Raw genomic sequence first — 22706 nt, forward strand, 5'->3', positions numbered from 1 at the left:
GGGCAAAGAGCGGGCATGACATACCATTTACCAATTTTGCGCCCCGCCGCGCTTGCTTCGTCTGAAATGCCTGCCCTGCGCGGGCAGCATGGCCTTTGTATCGCCGCGATGGCGGAAATCACGCGCGATGGCGATTGGATCGAACGTGGCTTTGAGGCCGCGCAGGACAGCGCGCTTTTGACAGGTCTTCCGCCGCTATGCGGCCTGAACCTTGCGCAGCCAAGGATCATGGGCATCGTGAATGTAACACCTGACAGTTTTTCCGATGGCGGAAAATTTCACAGCTTTGACAACGCACGCGCACAGGCGCGCCGTCTGGTCGAAGATGGGGCCGATATTCTTGACATCGGGGGCGAGTCGACGCGCCCCGGCGCTGAAGAGGTTCCCATCGAGGAAGAGATCGCGCGCACCGCGCCGCTGATCCGGGCCTTGCGCGCCGACGGGTTGCGTGTTCCCATTTCGATAGATACGCGCAAGGCCGCTGTCGCGGCAGCTGCACTGGATGCGGGCGCTGATCTTGTGAATGATGTTTCAGCCCTGACATGGGATTGTGACATGGGGCGCGTTGTGGCTGAAGCGGGTGTGCCCCTTTGCCTGATGCATGCCCAGGGCACCCCCCAGACCATGCAAAACAACCCTGAATACAATGATGTAAGGCTGGATGTGTATGACTGGCTGGAACAGGCCATCCACCGCGCAGAAGCGTCAGGGGTGGACCCTGCCAAGGTCATTGTTGATCCCGGAATCGGCTTTGGCAAGACGCTTGAGCATAATCTTGCATTGCTACAATCATTGGCGCTGCTTCATCAGACCGGATGTGCTATCCTTTTAGGTGCGTCGCGCAAGCGGTTTATCGGCACGCTTAGCGGGGTCGAGGCTGCTGCTGATCGGGTCGCGGGGTCTGTTGCTGTGGCTATGCTTGGTGCAGGGCAGGGCGCGCAGATCTTGCGGGTTCACGACGTGGCAGAGACACGGCAGGCGTTGTCAGTTTGGCAGGCGCTCAATAACAAGATAGATGAGGTGCAGTGATGACACGCAAGCTCTTTGGCACGGACGGGGTCCGCGGTACTGCCAATACCTATCCTATGACCGCCGAGATGGCGTTGAAGCTGGGGGCTGCAGCAGGCCGCCACTTCCGGCGCGACGGCTCGAACGGGCACCGCGTGGTGATCGGCAAGGACACGCGCTTGTCAGGTTACATGATCGAAACTGCACTTACAGCGGGCCTGACCTCAACCGGTATGAATGTGCTGCTTCTGGGGCCAGTTCCGACCCCGGCGGTGGGCTATCTGACCCGTTCGATGCGGGCAGATCTGGGGATAATGATTTCAGCCAGTCATAATGCGCATCAAGATAACGGCATAAAATTCTTCGGCCCTGACGGGTTCAAACTGTCAGATGCGGATGAAGAGGCCATCGAAAAGATTACCGAGGGCGAGATCGCTCCGGCGCAGCCTGCCAATATCGGGCGGGCCAAGCGCATCGACGATGCGGGCGGGCGCTATGTCGAATATGCCAAGACCACGCTAATCCGCGGCACCCAGTTGAACGGGCTGCGCATTGTGCTGGATTGCGCGAATGGTGCGGCCCATCGCGTGGCCCCGCAATTGCTTTGGGAATTGGGCGCGGATGTTATCCCGATTGGCACCAGCCCGAATGGTCTGAACATCAATCTGGACTGCGGATCGACCCATCCGCGCACCTGCGCGGCCAAGGTGCTGGAAACAGGTGCAGATCTGGGCATCACGCTGGACGGCGATGCTGACCGCGTGATCCTGATTGATGAGCGCGGGCAGATCGCAGATGGCGACCAGATCATGGCGCTTTTCGCCCGCCGCTGGGCCGAGGCTGACCGTCTGCGCGATGGTGTGCTTGTGGCCACGGTCATGTCTAATCTGGGCCTAGAAAACTTTCTGCAAGGGCATGGCCTGCGGATGGAACGCACCGCAGTCGGGGACCGTCATGTGGTCGAGCGGATGCGTCAGGGCGGCTGGAACCTTGGCGGTGAACAGTCCGGTCACATTGTGATGACCGATTACGCCACCACGGGCGATGGCATGATCGCCGCATTGCAGTTTCTGGCCGCGATGGTCGAGACAGACAGGCCTGCCTCCATGCTGACCCGCAGTTTCGAGCCTGTGCCGCAAATGCTGAAAAACCTGCGTTATGCGCCGGGTGTGGACCTTCTGTCCAAGGTCGAAGTGCAGACAGCGATTGAGGATGCAAAATCGCGGCTGAATGGGCGTGGTCGCTTGTTGATCCGCAAATCCGGTACTGAACCTCTGGTTCGCGTCATGGCAGAATGTGATGATGAAAGCCTGCTGAACGATGTGGTGAATGGCATCATCGCCGAAATGGAAGCTGTCGCCTGAGGGGCACGCGGGACAAAGCTTGCACTGTCCCGCATAACCCTGTGCTTAATGGCTGGGTCCATCAGGTGCAGACCCATTCCCCTGCGCACCATTGGCTGCTTTCTGCGAAGCCTCACCCACCAGATCGCGCGGCAGGATCAGGTTCAAGACGATTGCGATGGCGGCAGCAGGCAGAATGCCTGATGTCAGCAACACCCGCGGGGTATCAGACAGGTGTTGCAGGGCTGTCGGTTCCAGTTGCAGGCCCAGCCCCAAGGATAGCGCAATTGCAAAGATCACCATATTGCGGCGGTTCCACAGCACATCTGACAGCATTGAGATGCCTGCCGCAACCACCATGCCGAACATCACGATGACTCCGCCGCCTAACACTTCGATCGGGATGGTGGAAATGACCGCGCCGACTTTGGGAAACAGGCCCGCAAGGATCAGGAAAAGGGCGCCTATGGTGACGACATGGCGGCTCATGACACCGGTCATGGCGATCAGCCCGACATTCTGGCTGAAGCTTGTATTGGGCAGCGCGCCGAAAAGGCCCGATACGGCAGTGCCAATGCCGTCGGCATAGGTCGCACCCTCGATCTCGCGCTCGGTGGCTTCGCGTCCGGCGCCGCCTTTGGTAATGCCCGAGACATCGCCCACAGTCTCAACCGCCGAGACGAACGCCATCGCACAGAAACCGATGATCGCGGCGGCCGTAAATTCCAGCCCGAAATGCAGCGGGTTGGGCAAGGCAAAGGGCGCGGCCGTCCTAATGGCGTCGAAACTGACCATGCCAAGGGCATAGGCGACAACATAGCCTGCCATCAGACCCAGCAGCACGGCAGAGACAGACAGCATCCCACGCGCAAAGAATTTCAGGCCCAGCGTCACAAATATCACCACCAGCGCGACTGACCAGCTTTGCAAATTGCCAAATTGGTCGGTGCCCATTGCCGGGACCCCGCCCGCCGCATATTGCACACCCACCCGCACCAAGGCGAGGCCGATCATCGTGACCACAAGCCCGGTTACCAGCGGCGGCAGCGCAAAGCGGATGCGCCCGATCACTGTGCCAAGTGCGGCATGAAACAGCCCGCCGACCAATATACCGCCCATGACAGCGGCCATCGCATCAACCCCTTTGCCGGCAACAAGCGGGATCATGATGGGGATGAAGGCAAAGGATGTGCCCTGAACGATGGGCAGGCCAGCCCCGACAGGGCCAAAGGTGATTGTCTGCAACAGCGTTGCGACCCCTGCAAAGAACATCGACATTTGCAACATGTAGATCAGGTTGGGAAAGTCGGGTGAACCAGAACCGAAGCCAAACCCTGCCGCCCCCGCGACGATGATGGCAGGTGTCACATTGGAGACGAACATCGCCAAAACATGCTGCACACCCAACGGCACCGCCTTGTAGAGCGGTGGGGTATAGTTTGGATCGCGCAACTGTGCGGGGGTACCCAAAGTCGAGTCTGCCATTCTCTCGTTCCTCTCGATAGACAGCAAAACACATTCGCCCAAGGGCGTGGTTTTCGGCTGTGTGTCCTTGCAGGGGCCGCTCTCCTCCTCAGCGCGGCCCCTGCACTTTCCATGGGGTATCGAACCAGTATTCCTGCAAGTTCGGCGTACTCCCGATCCGGTCGATCACAGCGAACCGTCCCGGGCTCGCAAGCGGGGTCAGGACGCCATGCCAGATGTTACGATGAAAATTCAGCGCCTGCGCCCCGTTTGTGATGAAGGCACGCGGTGTGCCGGGCTGCGTGCCCAAATCTTCAGCGACGATGACCAGAAACGGGTGCTCATGCATCGGTATAAAGGCCTGCGAGCCATCGGGGTGACGCTCGACCATTTCCAGCAGGTAGGGCAGGGCGCGGGGCTGTGCGTCAAAAACCGAGATGCCCGCACGACCACCGGCCCCGAAATCCAGCCGTGCGCGGTCATGAAACCGGCCACAAAGCCCCTGATTGATCAGTTTGTCAGGCGCGCCCGCAACGTCCAGCACATCACCGAAAGGCGCGAACGCCTCTGGGGTCAGGGGGGTGGCGGTCAGGGTCTGCATCACGTCTGGCTCCGGTTTGTGTGGCGGCGTGGGATTGAGTATTTTGGGCAAGAAAATGCGATCAGGGCAGGATTTCCTTCAGCCGCAATTCGGCAATGCGTTCGACTTGTCGGCAGGCCGTGGCGAATTCGGTTTCCGTGTCATTGGCAAGACGGGCCTGAAACGCGCTGAGGATCGTGGCCTTGGTGTTGTCACGGACGGCGATGATAAAGGGAAAGCCGTGCTTGTCGACATAGGCCGTGTTCAGGCTTTGAAACAGGGCACGTTCGTCATCGGTCAATGCATCCAGCCCCGCGCTGGCTTGTTCTTGCGTGGATTCGGCTGTCAGGCGTTTTGCGGCAGCCAGCTTTCCGGCGAGGTCAGGATGCGCGCGCAGGACGGCCAAGCGGTCCTCCTGCGGTGCTGATCGGAACACCCTTGCCAGTGCATTGGCAAGCCCTGTGGCGCTGTCATGCGCTGGGCCAAGTTCCAGATCAAAGGCGCGTTCGGCGACCCATTGGGAATGTTCATAGATGCCACCGAAACGGGTTACGAAATCCTCTTTGCCCATCTGGCTGGGACGAGGGAGGCGCTGGTGAGGATGGGTCTTTGCCCAGTGTTGCGCAATGTCGATGCGCCGCGCAAACCAGACCCCGTCATGCGCCTGCGCATGATCCAGAAAGCGCATCAGTCCTGCGATCTTGCCCGGACGCCCGATCAGGCGGCAATGCAGCCCGATCGACAACATCTTGGGCGCGCCAGCCTCGCCTTCGGCATAGAGCACGTCGAAAGCATCCTTGAGATAGGTTTCGAAATCCGCACCTGTCACCCAGCCCGGCGCGGTGGCAAAGCGCATGTCATTGGCTTCCAGCGTGTAGGGTAGGATCAACTGGTCGCGCGGTCCGAATTCCATCCAATGCGGCAGGTCATCGTCATATGTATCAGAAATCCAGTCAAACTGCCCCGTCTCTGCGGCGAGGCGCACAGTGTTGAGTGAGGCGCGCCCCGTATACCAGCCGCGCGGAGGGGTGCCCAAAACCTCTGTGTGCAGGCGGATCGCTTCTGCAATCGCAGCGCGCTCTTCTGCCTCAGGCATGTCACGATGCTCTATCCATTTCAGGCCGTGGCTGGCCACCTCCCAATCGGCCGCTTTCATTGCGGCGACCTGTTCTGGATTGCGGGCCAATGCCGTTGCCACACCGTAAATCGTAACCGGCAGGTTCCGCGCTGTGAACAGCCGGTGCAGCCGCCAGAAGCCTGCGCGCGCGCCATAGTCATAGATCGATTCCATGTTCCAGTGGCGCTGGCCGGGCCAGGGGGCCGCGCCCGGAATGTCAGACAGAAACCCCTCGGAGGCCGCGTCGCCATGCAACAGGCAATTCTCGCCGCCCTCTTCGTAGTTCAGCACCAGCGAGATGGCGAGCTTTGCGCCATTTGGCCAAGCGGCATGGGGTGGCGTCGCGCCATAACCAGTCAGGTTGCGGGGGTAGCGTTTCACAAGGACCTCCGGTGTGTCGGTTTGATTATGTGATAAAGCAGAATAATCATTTCCGCTTTCTGTCAATTTTTGAAAGACCTCAAGTCAACTGAAGGTGCAAGGGGCTGGCATGTCGTTGACTTGCGCTGCAAGATTGGGCGAACTGTATCTTGAAGGAGAGTGTCATGACAGGTTTCCTGACGACCCATGTTCTGGACACTGCGCGCGGGTTGCCCGCAGCGGGGTTGAAGGTCACGCTGTATCGTTTGACGGGCAACACGCGCGAAGAATTGGCGCAGTATGTGACCAATGCAGACGGACGCACGGACGCGCCTATCTTGCCGCAGGACAAATTCGCCACCGGTAAGTATGAACTGCTGTTTGCTGCCGGGGATTACCTGCGCGCGACGGGGCAGGCGGGGGTGGATCCATTGTTTCTGGATGAGGTCCCGATTCGTTTTGGGATCAATGACCCTGACAGCCATTATCATGTTCCGCTTTTGCTATCGCCCTTCGGCTTTTCTACCTATCGCGGCAGTTGAGCAAGTCGCGCCTCCGCGTCTGCCAACGCGGATTTGATACGCGCCGCGATGAAATCGGTGAATATCGTCACCTTCGGGTCGCGCAAGCGCCGGTGCGGCGTCAACGAGGCCAGTGTCACCGGCACCGGGGGGGTCGCGGTTGCGACAGGCACCAAAGTGCCCGACAGCAGATGATCTACGACTTCGAAGACCGGTTTCATGATGATTCCCCGCCCGGCGAGTGCCCAGGTGGTCAGCACATCGCCGTCATCGGATTCGAATGGTCCTGAAATCTTGAAGCGCTGTGGTCCTTCCGGTGTCTGCAACCGCCACTGAAACTCTCGCGCGCCGGGAAAGCGCAGGTTCAGGCAATCATGACGGTCGCGCAGCAAATCCTCACCGTTCTCGGGCAGGCCACGCTGCGCGATATAATCGGGTGCGGCACACAGGATGCGCGGGCATTCTGCAATAACCCGCATTTTCAGCGCCGAATCTTCCAGCGGGCCGAGGTGAAACGCGACATCCAGCCCCTCGGTGGTCACATCGATACTACGGTCCGACAGGCGCAAGCGCAGCTCGATTTCGGGGTTTTCATCCTTGAACACCGGCACATGCGGGGCAATCAGCCGCCGGCCTATGCCCAGGGGGGCTGCCACAAACAACATGCCGCGCGGTTGTGCTGTGGCATGGGTCAAGGCACCCTCTGCCTCTGCCACTGCATCAAGGATTTTCAGAGCACCATCGTAGAACAACTGACCGTTCGACGTGGGTTTGAGTGATCGCGTGGTGCGGTTGAACAACCGCACACCAAGATGCTTTTCCAACTCTGCAATCCGGGCCGATGCCACGGCAGGAGATGTGCGCTGGTCGCGCGCCGCTGCCGACATGCTGCCCAATTCATGCACACGCACAAACATTCTGACATTGCTAAGATAGGCCATGATGATTTTCAGGATGAAATTGAAACTGCTGGGTGTTTTCATGGATTAACAGAAAGTGGTGCGCCAGTATAGGGTGATGCAACACGCGTAGAACAAGGGTGAATAGAATGTTGGAACTGGCTGTCTGGGGGGCATGGGCCGAATTCGCAGTGCGCTGGTTACATGTCATAACGGCGATTGCATGGATCGGGTCCAGTTTTTACTTCATTGCGCTCGATCTGGGCCTGCGCAAATCACCGGACCTGCCCAAAGGGGCCTATGGTGAAGAATGGCAGGTGCATGGCGGCGGGTTTTATCACATTCAGAAATACCTGGTCGCGCCCGACCGGCTGCCTGAACATCTGATCTGGCACAAATGGCAAAGCTATGTCACCTGGTTGTCAGGCTTCGCCCTGCTGGCATTGGTCTATTATGTCGGTGCAGAATTCTACCTGATCGACTCCTCTCGTATGGACCTTGCAGTATGGCAGGCCATAGCCATCTCCATTGCCTCGCTTGCTGTGGGCTGGGTCATCTATGATGGCCTGTGCAAATCGCGCTTTGGCGAAGACAATACCCGCCTGATGGTGCTGTTATTCGTGCTGCTGGTCATCATGTCATGGGGCTACACGCAAGTTTTCACCGGGCGTGCGGCCTTGCTGCATCTGGGCGCTTTTACGGCCACGATCATGTCGGCCAATGTCTTCATGATCATCATCCCAAATCAGAAGATTGTGGTGGCTGATCTGCGCGCGGGCCGCGTGCCCGATGCGAAATATGGCAAGATTGCCAAGCAACGATCAACCCATAACAACTACCTCACCCTGCCTGTCATTTTCCTGATGCTGTCCAACCACTACCCGCTGGCTTTCGCGTCAGAATTCAACTGGCTTATCGCAGGGCTAGTCTTTCTCATGGGGGTGACGATCCGGCATTTCTTTAACACCCTGCATATGGGGGGGGGCTATAAGTGGTGGACATGGGGTGCCACAACCGCACTCTTTGTCGCTATCATTCTGTTCTCGACCTTGGGTCAGACTCGCAGTGACGATGAAGACCTTGCCAGCTTGCCCCCGTCAGTTTTGCGCTTTGCCGAGGATGCACAGTTCGAAGATGTCTATTGGACTGTGGTCGGCCATTGCTCCATGTGCCATGCTGAAGAACCGCTCTGGCCGGGGCTGCACTGGGCCCCGAAAGGCGTGAAGCTAGAGACAGAGGTGCAGGTCGCGCGCGCGGCGCAAACAATCTACCTGCAATCGGGCATCAGCCATGCCATGCCGCCCGGCAGCACTGTCCTGATGGATGCCGAAGCCCGACAGGAGATTGCCGAGTGGTATCGTCGTGTCACGGGATCGTAACATTTTCTTGCTGAAAATACTCTGGGGGAGACCCGCGAAGCGGGCCGGGGGCAACGCCCCCCATCACATAGAACTTGAAAGCCCCGCCTGCAAAGGCGGGGCTTTCGCTATCTGATCAAGCGGGGCTCACCCAATGGCCGCGCGCTTGATCTCGTCATCAATGAAGGGAACATATTGCGCGAAATTTTCTGCAAACATGGCCACAAGCTTTGCGGCCTGATGATCATAAGCCGCAGGGTCGGCCCAGGTCCGGCGCGGGTCAAGCAGGACATCTGCCACGCCCGGCACGGCGACAGGCACATCAAAGCCAAAATTCGGGTCGCGGCGGAATTCGGCGTTTTTCAGAGAACCGTCCAGCGCCGCACTCAGCAGTGCGCGTGTCGCCTTGATCGGCATACGGGAACCGGTTCCATAGGCGCCACCGGTCCAGCCCGTGTTGACCAGCCAGCACTCTGCCCCGAATTTGGCAATCTTTTCTTGTAGCAGCTTGCCATAGACTTCAGGGCGGCGCGGCATGAAGGGGGCGCCAAAACAGGTCGAGAAGGTCGGCTGAGGCTCGGTCACGCCCTGTTCTGTGCCTGCCACTTTTGAGGTGAAGCCCGAGAGGAAATGATACATTGCCTGCGCCGGGGTCAGCCGCGCGATGGGGGGCAGCACGCCGAATGCGTCACATGTCAGCATGATGATATTCTTCGGCACACCGCCCAGCGATGTGGCCGAGGCGTTCGAAATCGCGTCCAGCGGATAGGCAACCCGTGTATTTGCCGTCAGGCTGTCATCTGTGAAGTCCAGTTCCAGCGTATCGGGGTCATAGACCATATTCTCGACGACGCTGCCAAAGCGGCTGGTCGTGGCATAGATTTCAGGCTCGGCCTCGGGGTCCAGATTGATGGTCTTTGCATAACAGCCGCCTTCGAAGTTGAAGATACCTGTCTCGGACCAGCCATGTTCGTCATCCCCGATCAGGGTCCGCGCTGGGTCAGCCGAGAGGGTGGTCTTCCCGGTCCCTGAGAGGCCAAAAAACACTGCCGTGTCATTCGCATCATCCAGACCATGATTTGCCGAGCAATGCATCGGCATGATGCCTTTCTCCGGCAGCAGATAGTTCAACAGCGTGAAAACCGACTTCTTGTTCTCGCCAGCATAGGCAGTATTGGCAATCAGGATCAATTTGCGTGACAGATTCAGCGCGATCACGGTTTCCGAGCGGCAGCCGTGGCGTGCGGGATCAGCCTTGAAGCTGGGGCAGTTGATAATGGTGAATTCTGGGTCGAATGTTGCCAGTTCTTCGGCCTCGGGGCGGCGCAAAAGGTGGCGGATAAACAAGCCGTGCCAGGCCAGTTCGGTCACAACGCGCACATCCAGCCGGTGTTCGGCGTCTGCACCGCCATACAGGTCTTGTACGAAAACTTCCTGACCCTTCACATGCTCCAGCATGTCAGCATAAAGGCAGTCAAAGGCATCTGGGCTCATCGGGGCGTTGTTGTCCCACCAGATCTTGTCTTCGACATCGGCGCTGCGCACGACGAACTTGTCTTTGGGGGATCGGCCGGTATGTGTGCCAGTTGAGGCGAGGAATGCACCGCCCAGACCCAGCCGTCCTTCCCCGCGCTTCAGCGCTGCTTCTATCAAAGCTGGCTCCAGCAGGTTGTAATGTGCCTGCGAAACGCCTGTAATGCCTTGATCTTCAAGGCGTTTATTCGGGTTCACTCGTGGTGTAGTCATTTTTCACTGCTCCATGTGGCACATGATCCGTGGTTCGCACCGGGTTACGTACGGACGCGTACAACAGGCGTGACCCGCAAAGCCATGCGCCCTTGCCCTGCCTATAACACCACGATTGTGGCAAAGCATAGGCTCCTTTGGCGCAGTTAGCGCAATCAGCGGTGCGTTAGCGCAACATTCATAAATAGCTGAGATAGTAAGTGTTGCTATTTGGCATGACACGCACCGAATCATCTGCCGCCTTCGTTGTCAGATGCTGTTTTTTGTTGCTTCTTTAGGGGGTTTGCGGGATTGTATGGCAAAAATATGGCGAAAATGCCTGACAGAGCAGTGAAAAGGACAGTCACATGTCTAAAATAGCATTAGTTGATGACGACAGAAATATTTTGACATCTGTATCCATCTGCCTCGAAGCGGAAGGCTTTGAGGTTGAGACGTATAATGACGGGCAGGCCGCGTTTGATGCGTTCAGCCGCAAGATGCCTGACATGGCGGTTCTGGACATGAAGATGCCGCGCATGGACGGGATGGAGCTTTTGCAACGGGTGCGGCAGAAATCGCAGATGCCCATTATTTTCCTGACCTCCAAGGATGATGAAATTGACGAGGTTCTGGGCCTTCGAATGGGGGCAGATGATTATGTGACAAAGCCCTTTTCGCAGCGCTTGCTGGTAGAACGAATTCGCGCGCTTTTGCGGCGCAAACAGGCCAATGAAGCCGGGCCTGACGCCTCTGAAGAGGCAAAGATCATGGTGCGGGGCCAGTTGACGATGGACCCGCTTCGCCATCAGGTGAAGTGGAAAGGTGATGATGTGACGCTGACGGTCACGGAGTTCCTGTTGCTGCAAGCGCTTGCGCAGCGTCCTGGCGTCGTCAAGTCGCGCGATCAGTTGATGGATGTGGCATATGAAGACCAAGTCTATGTCGATGATCGCACGATAGACAGTCATATCAAGCGCTTGCGCAAGAAGATGCGCAATGCTGACCCAGAGTTTTCATCGATCGAAACCCTGTATGGGATTGGTTACAAGTATAACGAAGCCTGACAAAAGATCAGGCGCAGTCGTCCCAAAGTATATAGCGGGTGAACAGGTGCAGACCGAGGCTAAGGCAGCGAGAGCTGATATCCTTATTGGTGACGATTGGGTCGGACCGGGTGATGCTGTCGAGACCGAGGTGCGCGCGTCGCGCGCGCGTCGCGGGTTTCTTAGCATTTCCAGTTCCCCCTTGGCGCGTAAGATTGCCCTGTTCAATCTTGTGGCGCTTGTGGTGCTGATCCTGGGAATACTGTTTACCAATCCGTTCCGGGATTCGCTGCTGGATCAGCAGGCGCAAATGTTGGGCAGCACAGTTCAGATGGTGGCTGACATCGTATCGGTCAGCGATGACCTGGATGCGACGCGCGACTTATTGGCGAACAGGCTGACATTCGACCAGCGCTTTGAGATGATCATCGTGAATTCTGATGGGCAGGTGACGGCGCGGATGGCCGGAACCGAGTATTCCGGTAACGAGCGGTTTGCTGAACGCGCTACCCCGATCAGTGATGTGCTGGGGGCGATCTGGTCGGGAATGTCTTTTCTGACCCGAACCCAGCCTGCGTTGCCAGTCGAAGAGGCGTTTGCACTTGTCGCGCAGTCAATGTTTGACCGTAATCAGGCTGGGGAATGGGCCAGTTACACCTACCGCGACGCCACAGATGGCATGTGGATTGCCGCAAGCGCGCCGGTGATGCACGAAGGAGAGTTTCGCGGTGCGGTGTTCTTGCGCCGCAGTTCGGAAGATACCGCGTTGATGATGCGCATCGAGCGCGAGCAGACCTTACAGTTCTTTCTGATTGCCGTCATGGTCTCTATCGGGTTGAGCCTCGTTCTTGCATCGACCATCGCAAATCCACTTGCTGACCTGGCCATGGCTGCCGAATTGGGCAAGCGCCGGGATGCCCGCAAGACTGCGCCCGGCGCGCGTGTGCGCATCCCTGATCTTTCGGGCCGCCCGGATGAGATTGGCGATCTGTCACGCGCCATGCGGGGCATCGTCAATGCCTTGTATGATCGTGTCGAAGCGAATGAGCGTTTCGCGGCAGATGTGTCGCATGAAATCAAGAACCCTCTGGCGTCTTTGCGTTCGGCCGTGGGCAGTTTGCGCATGGCAAAGCGCGAAGATCACATCAATCGCTTGCTTGATGTGATCGAGCATGATGTACGCAGGCTGGACCGTTTGGTTTCCGACACGTCCAATGCGTCGAGGCTGGATTCCGAACTGGTCAAGGAAGAGCAGGAAGAATTCGATCTGGTCAAGTTGCTGGATAACCTGTGCGAACACCTCTCTCATGAAGCGCGCGAGAAAGGGGTCGAATTCATCAAGATCCTGCCCGAGGGGCCGGTGATGGTAACGGGTCTGGAAGGGCGGCTGGCGCAAGTGATTGTCAATCTGATCACGAATGCGATCTCGTTTTGCAATGAGGGTGATGCCGTCCGCGTCTGGGCGCGCCAGCGCCATGACCGGATATTGGTTGTGGTCGAAGATACTGGCCCCGGCATTCCTGAGAATGCCTTGAAGAAAGTGTTCAAGCGCTTCTACTCGGAACGTCCGCCACAGCAATTTGGCAATCATTCGGGCCTTGGTCTGGCCATCTCGAAGCAGATTATTGAAGCCCATCAAGGTGTGATCTGGGCAGAGAATATCCGTGCACAAGATGCACCCGATGACAGTCCGTCGCTCGGTGCGCGGTTTGTGGTGGGCTTGCCGTTGTGACGCTGGTCATCGCGGCAGACCGGATTCACTCTTCCGCCGTTGCATTCGAGGTAGAGGGGCAATCCGCTGGCGTGCTTATCCTTGGCCGGTCCGGTTCCGGAAAGTCAGAGCTGGCGCTGGAACTGATGGCAATTGGCGCGGTGCTGGTGTCGGATGACCAGACATTGTTGCGACGCGATGGCGCCTCGATCATTGCGCAAGCGCCCCCAACTATTCGCGGTCTGATCGAGATGCGCGGCCTTGGCATATTGCGGGCCAGAGTGCTGGATACGGCAAAGCTGGTCGCTGTCGTCAATCTGGACGAAACCGAGGCGCAACGCCTGCCAGAGCGCGTGTTTGCAGACGTGCTAGGTGTGCAGTTGCCCTGTCTTCGCAACTGCGCGAGCAGCGCTTTCCCTGCAGGGCTAAAGCAATACATCCTTTCGCAAGTGTTGCAGTATGGGCAAGGCGCCGGACCATGACGGATGCAGCGATTCAAGACAGTGACCTTGCACAGCTGGTTTTGCTGACTGGCCCATCCGGGGCAGGGCGGAGTACTGCGCTAAAGGCGCTGGAAGATATCGGCTTTGAAGCAATAGACAATATGCCCATTTCGCTCGTCCGCCCCCTTGTGGCAGCGCCGCTGGAACGGCCACTGGCCTTGGTGCTGGACCCGCGCAATCGTGATTTCTCCGTCGATGCCTTGTTGGCACTGGTGGGCGATCTGCAATCGTTGGGCCGCGTCAATCTTGATCTGGTTTTCCTTGATTGCCCGGTTCCGGTTCTGATCCGGCGGTTTTCGGAAACACGCAGACGTCATCCGCTAAGCCCGGACGGGACAGCGCGCGAAGGAATAGAGTTTGAGGCGCGGTTGCTTGCGCCGGTGCGCTTGCGGGCAGATGTGCTGATCGACACCGAAGCTTTGACCCCGCATGACCTGCGTGCGCGCATGCATGGCCTGTTCGATGACCGCGCTGGCCAATCCATGCGTGTGCAAATCGAGTCGTTTTCCTACAAGCGGGGTATTCCGGCGGGGGTTGATCTTGTCTTTGACTGCCGCTTTCTGAAAAACCCCCATTGGCAGGCCGACCTGCGCAGGCTTGATGGGCGCGATGCCCGTGTTGCGGGTTTTGTCTCGGCAGATCATCGCTTTGACGGATTTTTCCGCCGGATTCACGAATTGGTAGAAAGCTTGCTGCCCGAATACGCGCATGAGGGGAAATCACAGCTTACAATCGGGTTTGGCTGTACAGGGGGGCAACACAGATCGGTTGCAACCGCAGAAAAACTGGCAATTGCGCTTGCGCAGACGAAGTGGCAGGTGTCTAAACGACACAGAGAATTGGAACGTATCGCGACGCAGGTCGCGATTGCAGAAAACGAATAAGGTCTGTTCGTGATCGGGATCGTGATTGTAGCGCATGGTGGACTGGCGCGAGAGTATCTCGCAGCGATTGAGCATGTGATCGGCAAGCAAGACGGTATCGCAGCCATTTCCATAGAATATGATCATGACCGCAGTTCCAAGCAGGCCGAGATTTCTGCCGCCGCAGACAGGGTGGACAGGGGCGCTGGGGTTGTCGTGGTCACCGATATGTTCGGTGGTTCGCCATCCAATCTGTCATTGCCCGCCTGTGCCGGCGCTGATCGCAGGATTATCTACGGTGCAAATCTTCCCATGCTGATAAAGCTGGCAAAATCGCGTGGGTTGGATTTGCAGACAGCAACCTCTGCGGCCTTGGAGGCTGGACGCAAATATATCAATTCCATCGAGGTAGGCCGCTGAGGCACGTAAACAGGGTTAAGGCGTTAGATGACAGAGTTTGATCTTGAGATAATCAATGAAAAAGGACTGCATGCGCGCGCCTCGGCAAAGTTTGTGGAAGTTGTCGAGGCACATGATGCGCGCGCGGAGGTCATGAAAGACGGGATGAGCGTGCCAGGTGATTCAATCATGGGTTTATTAATGCTCGCGGCGTCATGCGGAACCACCATCCGGGTAAAGACAACGGGTGTGCAGGAATCGGAATTGGCCGCTGCCTTGCGAGTGCTGGTTGAAGGCCGCTTCGGCGAGAGCATGTAATCGCGCATTTACCTTGTTTATAAGGCGCAGACGCTAACGATTTATCACATCGGCGTCATGCAGGGTACCGAATCAAGTTTTCTCATGTCACCAGACGGAACCATCGCGCATGGGTTTCGTTATGGCTATGAGCGACTGTCATTCAGGCGCTTTAAGACCAATGGCGAAATTGATTGAACGATCAGGTTCGCGCTCTGGTAGAAAAAAGGAACGAACACATGAGACTATATCCGATCTTCGCAAGCACAGCAGTTGCCGGGCTTGTCGCAACCGGAGCTGTGGCAGGAGACATGTCGAAAACAGGCCCTTCGGTGCAGGAGCCCGTCGTCTCGACACCAGCCCCGCCAGCAGCGCCCGCGCGCTTTAACTGGACCGGCGGATATGCTGGTGCAGGTATTGGCTACGGCGAGATGAATTTCCGTGGTGACGGCAGCTCCAGCGATGCAGTAGCTTCGCTGTTTGCGGGTTACCGCCAAGATCTGGGCAATGTCGTATTGGGTGGTGAAGCCCTGTTCATGCCCGCCCTGTTCGGGCGTCCGACATTGCCTGGTGAAGGTGACCGGGTTGAAGGCGGCGGCGCGCTGCTGTTCACGGCCGGTGTCCCCATCTCTGCCGATTCACGCACGCTTGCCTATGCAGGTGTCGGCCCTTCGATGGTGCGCACCAGCGGGAGTGACGGGTCCGAAAACTCTTTCGGTGGCACAGCAGCTATCGGTCTGGACCACATGCTGACCGACAACATCATGCTGCGCGGTTCGGTGAACTATTCTGCCATCAACAATGTCGGGCAGGATAATGTGAACACCCGGACACTCGGCGCAGGCATTGGCGTCGGCTTCAAGTTCTAAGACATCTTGCCGCCAGATTTTGGCGGCTGTTAAGTCAGAAACGGCCCTTGCCTTCGCAGGGGCCGTTTTTTTCGCGCTAGTTGTCTTCGCCAAGTGACGGGGCGGGTTTGCTGGGCCTTTCGGGATGCGCGGAGAAGTTGAAGGGCGAGCGTACACCTTTCAGCCCATCCATGTTCAACTCCAGCCCCCGTGCGATAACCTGAGGGTCGGCGAAAACCTCGGCCATGTCGTTTATCGGGCCAGCAGGTACGCCCTGTGCCTCGCAGGCGGCAAGCAGGTCTACTTTGGCCCATTTGCTGGTTTCATCGCCGATCAATCTGGACAGCGTGTTCCGGTTGCGAACGCGTACAGGGTTGGTGCAATAGTCTGGATCATCAGCAAGCTGTTCCAGCGCCAGAATTCCGCAAAGGCGGCGATACTGGGTGTCATTGCCCGTGGCGATAATGATGTGGCCGTCACGGCAGGGCACCACCTGATATGGGGCAAGGTTCGGGTGATAGTTGCCCAGACGAGTTGGTGCTGTGCCCGTCGCAAGATAGTTCATCGCCTGATTTGCCATGATCGCGACAGCGCTATCCATCAGTGCAAGATCAATATGCTGTCCCATTCCGGTACGCGCCCGTTCATGCAGGGCGGCCAGTATCGCGGTGCTGGCATAAATGCCGGTAACGATATCTGTTACCGCGACACCGACCTTGTGTGGCATCCCGTCAGCCGGCCCGGTGACCGACATCAGGCCGGACATTCCCTGAATGATATAATCATAGCCCGCACGATGCGCATAGGGACCGGTCTGTCCAAAGCCGGTGATCGAGCAGTAGATCAGCCCGGGATTGATTGCAGAGAGGCTGGCATAATCCAGCCCATACTTGGCCAATCCGCCCACTTTGAAATTCTCGATCAGCACATCGGCATTTGCGACAAGATCAAGGGTTTTCTGGCGCCCCTCTGCTGTGCGGAAATCAGCCGTGACAGACGATTTGCCGCGATTTGCAGAATGGAAATAGGCCGCTTCCTGCACCCCATCCCGGTCTATAAAGGGTGGCCCCCAACGGCGCGTATCATCGCCTTCGGGGGCCTCGATCTTGATGACCTCTGCGCCCAGATCCGCCAGGGTCTGGCCAGCCCAAGGCCCAGCCAGAATGCGCGCCAGTTCAATGACGCGGACGCCCTTCAAAGGCCCTGACATGGTGCTTAGTTCCCCAGTTTCTCGTTCAGAATCCGCTCGAATTCGGCATAGGGCATGTTGCCGTAGGACTGACCGTTGATAATGAAGCTTGGGGTGGAACGGATGCCGTAGGTTTCGGCATTCGCTTGGTAGAATTCGGTCAGTTCCAGTGCCTTGTCTGCGTCTTCAAGGCAGGCGTTCAACTGGGCATCGTCCATTCCCGCCTGTCGGCCAAGGCGACGCAGGTTATTTGCAACCTGCACCGGGTCGTTTGATCCTGCCCAAGTGCTCTGGGTTTCATAGATCAAATCCAGCATTCCGTGATAGCGCTCTTCCCCGCCGCAGCGGGCGACCATCGCGGCCCACAGGCCATAGCGGTCAAAATACACTTCGCGCTTCAGATACAGAATCTCGCCTGTATCAATGAAGTTTTCCTTGATCTGCTGGAAGGGGCCCTGATTGAAGGTGGCGCAATGCGGGCAAGTCAGCGAAGAATACTCCACCATCACGACAGAAGCTTCCTGATTGCCGAGGGGCATGTCCAGCGGGTGAATCTGATGTTCTTCCATGACTGCGCTGGCGGCGATCGGCTCGGATGTGCCGGTTTGTGTGGTATACCACCACCCCCCAGCGCCCAAAGCGGCCACAACGGCAAGGGCGGGCACGAGTGTCTTGTTCATGTGTAGTTTCCTTTTGTGTTCTGCGCCTTCGATAAGACATTGCAGGCCAGTCGTTCAAGGGCAGTGCGCAAACTGTCATCCTGCACGCCAGCCGCAGTTGCGGCGGCATCTTGCCGGATTTCAGGGGCAATCGGGCGCGTCCGTTTGGGCGGAGCGTGCGCGAATTCGGCTTGTCCGTCTGCAAAGCCGGATGCAGCAGTCTGGGTCAGGGTAATCCGGGCGATGGCATTGTATCCGTAGCAGGCATTCACCTTTTCGCGCAGTGCAGGCAGTTGCATCTGCAACATTGGCCCCGCTGCCCCGGTGGTCAGCAGGGTCAGATTGGCCCCAAGGCCCCCTTTGCCATAGCTGATCTTTACGGGACGACTGATCCGGGCGATGTCCGCGCCCGCAATCTCTTCCCAATGTGTCAGCAGGCGCGACACTGCAAAGCCGCGCGACTCGCCCGCCTTGCGGATTTGCGTGTCCATCAGCTTTGACGCAGTTTCAAACCCGCGCGCGCGGCGCGAGGGTGGCGTATAGGGGGCAGATTTCTTTGCCATATTGTAGTGCCAGCCCTTGCAGTGATTGGTGTGTAGTTTACCCTTTGGCACTGGCAAATCCAGTGGGTCGGCGTAGATTTCATCAGGGTAAAGCGTAACACATGCGTGACGGGTGCGACACTCAGATATCTGACAAGTTGATGGCGTGGTATGATCGACATGCCAGGGACTTGCCTTGGCGCGTGCCGCCAGGCAGCACTCAAATGCCTGACCCGTATCGAATCTGGCTGTCGGAAGTAATGCTGCAACAAACCACTGTGGCGGCTGTAAAGGCGTATTTTCATCGCTTTACAGAGCGCTGGCCCACAGTGCAGGCACTTGCGGCGGCGCGTGATGAGGATGTGATGGCTGAATGGGCTGGGCTTGGCTATTACGCCCGGGCGCGCAACCTGCTGAAATGTGCGCGCGAAGTGGCGCGCATCGGGGAATTTCCGCGCAGCCGTGAAGGGCTGCAAGCTTTACCCGGTATCGGGCCATATACCTCGGCGGCGATTGCGGCCATTGCATTTGAACAACCTGAAACTGTGCTGGATGGCAATGTCGAGCGCGTGATGGCGCGGCTGTTTGATGAACACACACCCTTGCCACAGGCCAAGCCCATCCTGACCGAATATGCCGCCAGCTTGACCCCACAGCACCGGCCCGGCGATCATGCGCAAGCGGTGATGGATCTGGGCGCCACGATCTGCACGCCGCGCAACCCGGCTTGCGGCATCTGTCCGGTCATGGTGCATTGTGCGGCGCGCGTGGCGGGCACCGCGCCAGCCCTGCCGCGCAAAACCCGAAAACCCGCAAAGCCGGTGCGGTTGGGTATTGCCTATCTTGGCCGGCGGGTCGATGGCGCATGGCTGATGGAACGGCGCCCGCCGCAGGGGCTGCTGGGCGGCATGTTGGGCTGGCCGGGCAGTGACTGGACCGAAGCCACACCAGCAGACATCCCCCCGCAAAAAGGCGAATGGCACGCCTTGCCCGAAGAGGTGCGCCATACTTTCACGCATTTTCATTTGCGCCTAAGTCTGCGCGTGGCGCATCTGCCGTTATCGGCCACAGGAAATTTCATCCCGGCCAGTGAATTCAACCCCGCTGACCTGCCCACGGTGATGCGCAAGGCGCATAAATTGGCAACAGCACATCTTGACCTATCGGAGGCATCATGACCGACGCATCAAGCGCGACCGACAATTACGTTCTGACCCACACAATGCTGCGCATCAAAGATCCCGCGCGGTCGCTGGAATTCTACCAGCAGGTGCTGGGCTTTCGGTTGCTCAGCAAGCTGGATTTCGAAGAGGCGCGCTTCTCGCTGTATTTCCTGCAACCGCGTGGGCATTCGGACAGCGCGGATGGCACGTTAGAACATACATTCAGCCGCATGGGCCTTTTGGAACTGACCCATAACTGGGGCAGTGAAGACGATGACACGCAGATGCATTCCGGCAATTCGACGCCCAAGGGCTTTGGCCATATCTGTCTGGCTGTCCCCGATATTGCCGCCGCCTGTGCTCGGTTCGAAGAGATGGGGGTTCAGTTCCAGAAACGGCTGGGTGAAGGGGGGATGAAAGAGATCGCATTCATTCTCGATCCCGATGGGTATTGGATCGAGATTGTTCAGCCCTCGCTGATGGATGGGCTGCTTGCGAAATTCAAAGCGTAAAACTGTCGCAGTCGTGCCATGCTGCCTTTGGTCACACAATAGGTTATCTGTAATACCGTGTTGTAACGTTGGAGCGGCGTGTCGTGTCGTCAGATCAATTTCATAAACTAGCTTCCGCCTTGCCCTTCTGGGTTTCCTTAGGGTTCTTGCCGCTTATCGCGCTGTCAGTTGCTTTGGGCGGGTGGTGGTTCATTCTGCCTGTCGCCTATGGCTGGTGGGCGTTTACCCTGATTGATTTCATCACCGGGCTGAGTGACGATAACCCCGACACGGAAACACCGCTGAAAGACCTGTTCTGGTATCGGTTCATCACACTGATCTGGTTTCCGATACAGATCGTGACGATCTTCACGGTAATCTGGTGGCTGACAACGCGCGCGCAGCTCAACTGGTGGGAAGATCTGGGCATCATGTTCGGTGTGGGGGTCATGTCGGGGGTGATCGGTATCGTCTATTCGCATGAATTGATGCACCAGAAAACCCGGCACGAGCGATGGCTGGCGGATCTGATTCTGGCAACGGTCCTTTACAGTCATTTCCGCTCAGAACATCTGCATGTGCACCACCGCTATGTCGGCACCCCCCGCGACCCTGTGACTGCGCGCTACAATGAGGGGTTCATTGCGTATTTCATGCGTGTGCTGCGCGACTGCCCGCCATCTGCCTTTCGCGCCGAGGCCGCGATGCTGGCGCGCAAGGGCCTGCCCTGGTGGCACAGGACCAACCCGTTCTGGCGCTATGGCGCTTTGCAGCTGGGCATGCTGGCGCTGGCGGTTGCCATTGGTGGCGGCTGGGGGCTGGCTTTGTTCATCTGGCAAAGCTTCGTGGCCTTCTGGCAGTTGGAATTGACCAATTACATCGAACACTATGGCCTGACGCGCAGGCACCTTGGCGATGGCAAATATGAACCCGTGCGGCCCCATCACAGTTGGAATGCCTCACACAAGGCATCCAACTGGTTGATGATAAACCTGCAGCGCCATTCCGACCATCACTACAAACCTGAACGCCGCTTTCCGCTGTTGCAGACATATGACGCGAATGCCGCGCCGCAACTTCCTTTTGGGTACCCTGCATTGACGACACTGGCGATGTTCCCGCCGCTGTTTCGTCGTTACATGAACCCGAAGGTGCGCGAATGGCGGCGGCAATTCTACCCCGATATCGAGGATTGGTCCGACTATACCCAGCACCGCACGCCAATGCCCAAAGGCGCGTCTTGAGTTACAAGGCGCACGCGCTACCTGTCCGACCATGGCACAGCAGTTGGAAATTCTGTATAATGGGCGCTGTCCGATCTGTTCGGCAGAGATTGCGCAATATCGCCGACAAGCCGAACACGCGCATGCGCCGGTTCAGTTTATCGACCTTCATGAAGCAACGCTGGCGCATTGGGGGCTAAGCGCGGATCAGGCGACGCGGCGTTTCCATGCGCGCAAGGATGGGCAGATCATTTCCGGCTTTCCGGCGTTTCTGGCGCTGTGGCGCGAATTGCCGCGCATGCGCTGGCTGGCGCGCGTGCTGGAATTGCCTGTGCTGCGACAGATGGCGGATTTCGGGTATAACAATCTTGCCGCCCCGCTTCTGTACTGGATGCATAAGCGCCGTGAATCCCGCAAGGCAGGATAGGCGAGGGGGCTGCTCAGACAAATTGCTCGCGGATCAGGCGCTCTTCCAAACCATGTCCAGGATCGAAAAGCAGTTTATGCGCAACATCGCGTGCTGATGAAATATCCACCCGCACGACATTGCGCACTGATCGGCTGTCGGCATCTGCCATGACCGGGCGGCGCTCTGGGTCCAGAATTTCAAACCGGACATGCGAGGCTTTGGGCAAAAGCGCGCCGCGCCAGCGTCTGGGGCGAAAGGCCGCAACAGGCGTCAGCGCCAGCACATCCGCGCCGATGGGCAGGATTGGGCCATGTGCGGAGTAATTATAGGCGGTGGATCCGGCAGGTGTGCTGACCATCGCCCCATCGCAAACCAGTTCATCCAGACGCTGCTTGCCATCGACAATGATCCGCAGCTTCGCAGCCTGCGCGCCTTGACGCAACAGCGAGACTTCGTTGATCGCCAAGGCCTCTGACACGGTTCCATCGCTGCGCGTGGCTTTCATGCGCAACGGGTTGAGCACAGCCATTTCAGCCTTGTCCAGCCGCTCGACCAGCCCCTCAACCTGATAGGTATTCATCAAAAAGCCAACGGTCCCGCGATTCATGCCATAGACGGGTGTATCAAGGTGCTGGGTGGCGTGCAGGGTCTGCAACATGAAGCCATCGCCGCCAAGCGCAATGATCACATCCGCCTCTTCCGCTGCCACAGTCATGTGGCGCCATGTCAATGCGGCCAGCGCTTCTTGGGCGTCCGGTGCGGCACTGGCCAGAAATGCAAGCCTTGGCGGCATGATCCCTCCTGCTTCGATCAGCCCTTTCTCGCCTGCAACCTCAGGCTTGGCAAGTCCGTTCCGATGTGCGCCATTCGGGGCTGATCGGGAACTTATTCGCGAATACGGTCGCCCTGCCAAGGCAGAATGACGCAAACAAGCCTTTGCGCCATGCACGAGATGCGCTAATTGAGCGGCAAGTCATTTTTCCAGACC

Annotated in this window: 24 protein-coding genes; 15 read left to right on the forward strand and 9 right to left on the reverse strand. The window is 58.0% G+C overall.

What is annotated here, in order from left to right:
- Positions 1-15: 15 nt before the first annotated feature.
- A complete protein-coding gene (gene folP, locus EV660_RS10260; protein ID WP_071480397.1) occupies positions 16-1029 on the forward strand; it encodes a dihydropteroate synthase in 1014 nt (337 codons plus the stop codon).
- Positions 1029-2372, forward strand: a complete 1344-nt coding sequence (gene glmM / locus EV660_RS10265) for a phosphoglucosamine mutase (protein ID WP_071480398.1) — start codon at positions 1029-1031, stop codon at positions 2370-2372. Before folP ends, glmM begins: the two co-directional genes overlap by 1 nt.
- Before the next feature lie 45 nt (positions 2373-2417).
- Here the strand turns inward: glmM and EV660_RS10270 are convergent, their stop codons facing one another.
- The 3 genes from EV660_RS10270 to puuE all read right to left on the reverse strand — a co-directional run bounded on the left by EV660_RS10270 (position 2418) and on the right by puuE (position 5893).
- Entirely contained in the window at positions 2418-3836 is a 1419-nt protein-coding gene (locus EV660_RS10270; protein ID WP_071480399.1) for a uracil-xanthine permease family protein, read from the reverse strand.
- Between the two features lie 88 nt (positions 3837-3924).
- Complete coding sequence (locus EV660_RS10275) at positions 3925-4416, reverse strand: ureidoglycolate lyase (protein WP_071482019.1); 492 nt, start codon at positions 4414-4416, stop codon at positions 3925-3927.
- A gap of 61 nt (positions 4417-4477) precedes the next feature.
- Positions 4478-5893, reverse strand: a complete 1416-nt coding sequence (gene puuE / locus EV660_RS10280; protein WP_071482020.1) for an allantoinase PuuE — start codon at positions 5891-5893, stop codon at positions 4478-4480.
- Between the two features lie 164 nt (positions 5894-6057).
- On the opposite strand from puuE, the gene uraH reads away from it, so the two are divergent.
- Positions 6058-6414 carry a hydroxyisourate hydrolase gene (uraH, locus tag EV660_RS10285; RefSeq protein ID WP_071480400.1) on the forward strand — a complete coding sequence of 119 codons (357 nt, stop codon included), beginning with the start codon at positions 6058-6060 and terminating at the stop codon, positions 6412-6414.
- On the opposite strand, the gene EV660_RS10290 is transcribed toward uraH, so the two are convergent.
- A complete protein-coding gene (locus EV660_RS10290) occupies positions 6399-7334 on the reverse strand; it encodes a LysR family transcriptional regulator (protein WP_071482021.1) in 936 nt (311 codons plus the stop codon). The two genes, uraH and EV660_RS10290, sit on opposite strands and share 16 nt — an antisense overlap.
- A 107-nt stretch (positions 7335-7441) precedes the next feature.
- Between EV660_RS10290 and EV660_RS10295 the strand changes: the two genes are divergently transcribed.
- Positions 7442-8671, forward strand: coding sequence for a urate hydroxylase PuuD (locus EV660_RS10295; protein WP_071480401.1), 1230 nt, complete (start codon positions 7442-7444; stop codon positions 8669-8671).
- 126 nt (positions 8672-8797) lie between these two features.
- Here EV660_RS10295 and EV660_RS10300 read toward each other — a convergent pair whose 3' ends face one another.
- Positions 8798-10396, reverse strand: coding sequence for a phosphoenolpyruvate carboxykinase (locus EV660_RS10300; protein WP_071480402.1), 1599 nt, complete (start codon positions 10394-10396; stop codon positions 8798-8800).
- A 347-nt stretch (positions 10397-10743) separates the two neighbouring features.
- Between EV660_RS10300 and EV660_RS10305 the strand changes: the two genes are divergently transcribed.
- The 7 genes from EV660_RS10305 to EV660_RS10335 all read left to right on the forward strand — a co-directional run bounded on the left by EV660_RS10305 (position 10744) and on the right by EV660_RS10335 (position 16063).
- On the forward strand, positions 10744-11442 hold the full coding sequence (locus EV660_RS10305) for a response regulator transcription factor (protein ID WP_071480403.1): 699 nt from the start codon (positions 10744-10746) through the stop codon (positions 11440-11442).
- A gap of 46 nt (positions 11443-11488) precedes the next feature.
- Positions 11489-13153: a sensor histidine kinase gene (locus EV660_RS10310; RefSeq protein ID WP_232727390.1), complete on the forward strand. Its 1665-nt coding sequence runs from the start codon at positions 11489-11491 to the stop codon at positions 13151-13153.
- Positions 13150-13614: an HPr kinase/phosphorylase gene (locus EV660_RS10315; protein WP_232727391.1), complete on the forward strand. Its 465-nt coding sequence runs from the start codon at positions 13150-13152 to the stop codon at positions 13612-13614. Before EV660_RS10310 ends, EV660_RS10315 begins: the two co-directional genes overlap by 4 nt.
- Positions 13611-14519, forward strand: a complete 909-nt coding sequence (gene rapZ, locus EV660_RS10320; RefSeq protein WP_071480404.1) for an RNase adapter RapZ — start codon at positions 13611-13613, stop codon at positions 14517-14519. Before EV660_RS10315 ends, rapZ begins: the two co-directional genes overlap by 4 nt.
- Before the next feature lie 9 nt (positions 14520-14528).
- A complete protein-coding gene (locus EV660_RS10325) occupies positions 14529-14918 on the forward strand; it encodes a PTS sugar transporter subunit IIA (protein WP_071480405.1) in 390 nt (129 codons plus the stop codon).
- A 27-nt stretch (positions 14919-14945) separates the two neighbouring features.
- Positions 14946-15215, forward strand: a complete 270-nt coding sequence (locus tag EV660_RS10330; RefSeq protein WP_071480406.1) for an HPr family phosphocarrier protein — start codon at positions 14946-14948, stop codon at positions 15213-15215.
- 218 nt (positions 15216-15433) lie between these two features.
- Positions 15434-16063: an outer membrane protein gene (locus EV660_RS10335; protein ID WP_100319132.1), complete on the forward strand. Its 630-nt coding sequence runs from the start codon at positions 15434-15436 to the stop codon at positions 16061-16063.
- A 76-nt stretch (positions 16064-16139) separates the two neighbouring features.
- Here the strand turns inward: EV660_RS10335 and EV660_RS10340 are convergent, their stop codons facing one another.
- From EV660_RS10340 to EV660_RS10350, 3 genes are read right to left on the reverse strand one after another with little or no spacing between them, the layout of a single operon-like run.
- Positions 16140-17252 (reverse strand): CaiB/BaiF CoA transferase family protein, encoded by a 1113-nt coding sequence (locus EV660_RS10340; protein ID WP_071480408.1) that lies wholly within the window; start codon positions 17250-17252, stop codon positions 16140-16142.
- Positions 17253-17257: 5 nt separating this feature from the next.
- Positions 17258-17911 (reverse strand): DsbA family protein, encoded by a 654-nt coding sequence (locus EV660_RS10345; RefSeq protein WP_071480409.1) that lies wholly within the window; start codon positions 17909-17911, stop codon positions 17258-17260.
- Complete coding sequence (locus EV660_RS10350) at positions 17908-18453, reverse strand: DUF721 domain-containing protein (protein WP_071480410.1); 546 nt, start codon at positions 18451-18453, stop codon at positions 17908-17910. Before EV660_RS10350 ends, EV660_RS10345 begins: the two co-directional genes overlap by 4 nt.
- 101 nt (positions 18454-18554) lie before the next feature.
- On the opposite strand from EV660_RS10350, the gene mutY reads away from it, so the two are divergent.
- From mutY to EV660_RS10370, 4 genes are all read left to right on the forward strand, one after another.
- The gene (gene mutY, locus EV660_RS10355; RefSeq protein ID WP_071480411.1) at positions 18555-19610 is read left to right on the forward strand and encodes an A/G-specific adenine glycosylase; all 1056 of its coding nucleotides are present in this window, start codon (positions 18555-18557) and stop codon (positions 19608-19610) included.
- A complete protein-coding gene (gene gloA / locus EV660_RS10360) occupies positions 19607-20107 on the forward strand; it encodes a lactoylglutathione lyase (protein ID WP_071480412.1) in 501 nt (166 codons plus the stop codon). Before mutY ends, gloA begins: the two co-directional genes overlap by 4 nt.
- Before the next feature lie 146 nt (positions 20108-20253).
- Complete coding sequence (locus EV660_RS10365; RefSeq protein ID WP_246028975.1) at positions 20254-21330, forward strand: alkane 1-monooxygenase; 1077 nt, start codon at positions 20254-20256, stop codon at positions 21328-21330.
- 31 nt (positions 21331-21361) lie between these two features.
- The gene (locus EV660_RS10370) at positions 21362-21736 is read left to right on the forward strand and encodes a thiol-disulfide oxidoreductase DCC family protein (RefSeq protein WP_071480414.1); all 375 of its coding nucleotides are present in this window, start codon (positions 21362-21364) and stop codon (positions 21734-21736) included.
- Positions 21737-21749: 13 nt separating this feature from the next.
- On the opposite strand, the gene EV660_RS10375 is transcribed toward EV660_RS10370, so the two are convergent.
- A complete protein-coding gene (locus tag EV660_RS10375) occupies positions 21750-22511 on the reverse strand; it encodes an NAD kinase (protein WP_071480415.1) in 762 nt (253 codons plus the stop codon).
- Between the last annotated feature and the right edge of the window lie 195 nt (positions 22512-22706).

It is taken from the genome of Roseinatronobacter bogoriensis DSM 18756 (assembly GCF_004366635.1).
Classification (GTDB): Bacteria; Pseudomonadota; Alphaproteobacteria; order Rhodobacterales; family Rhodobacteraceae; genus Roseinatronobacter; species Roseinatronobacter bogoriensis.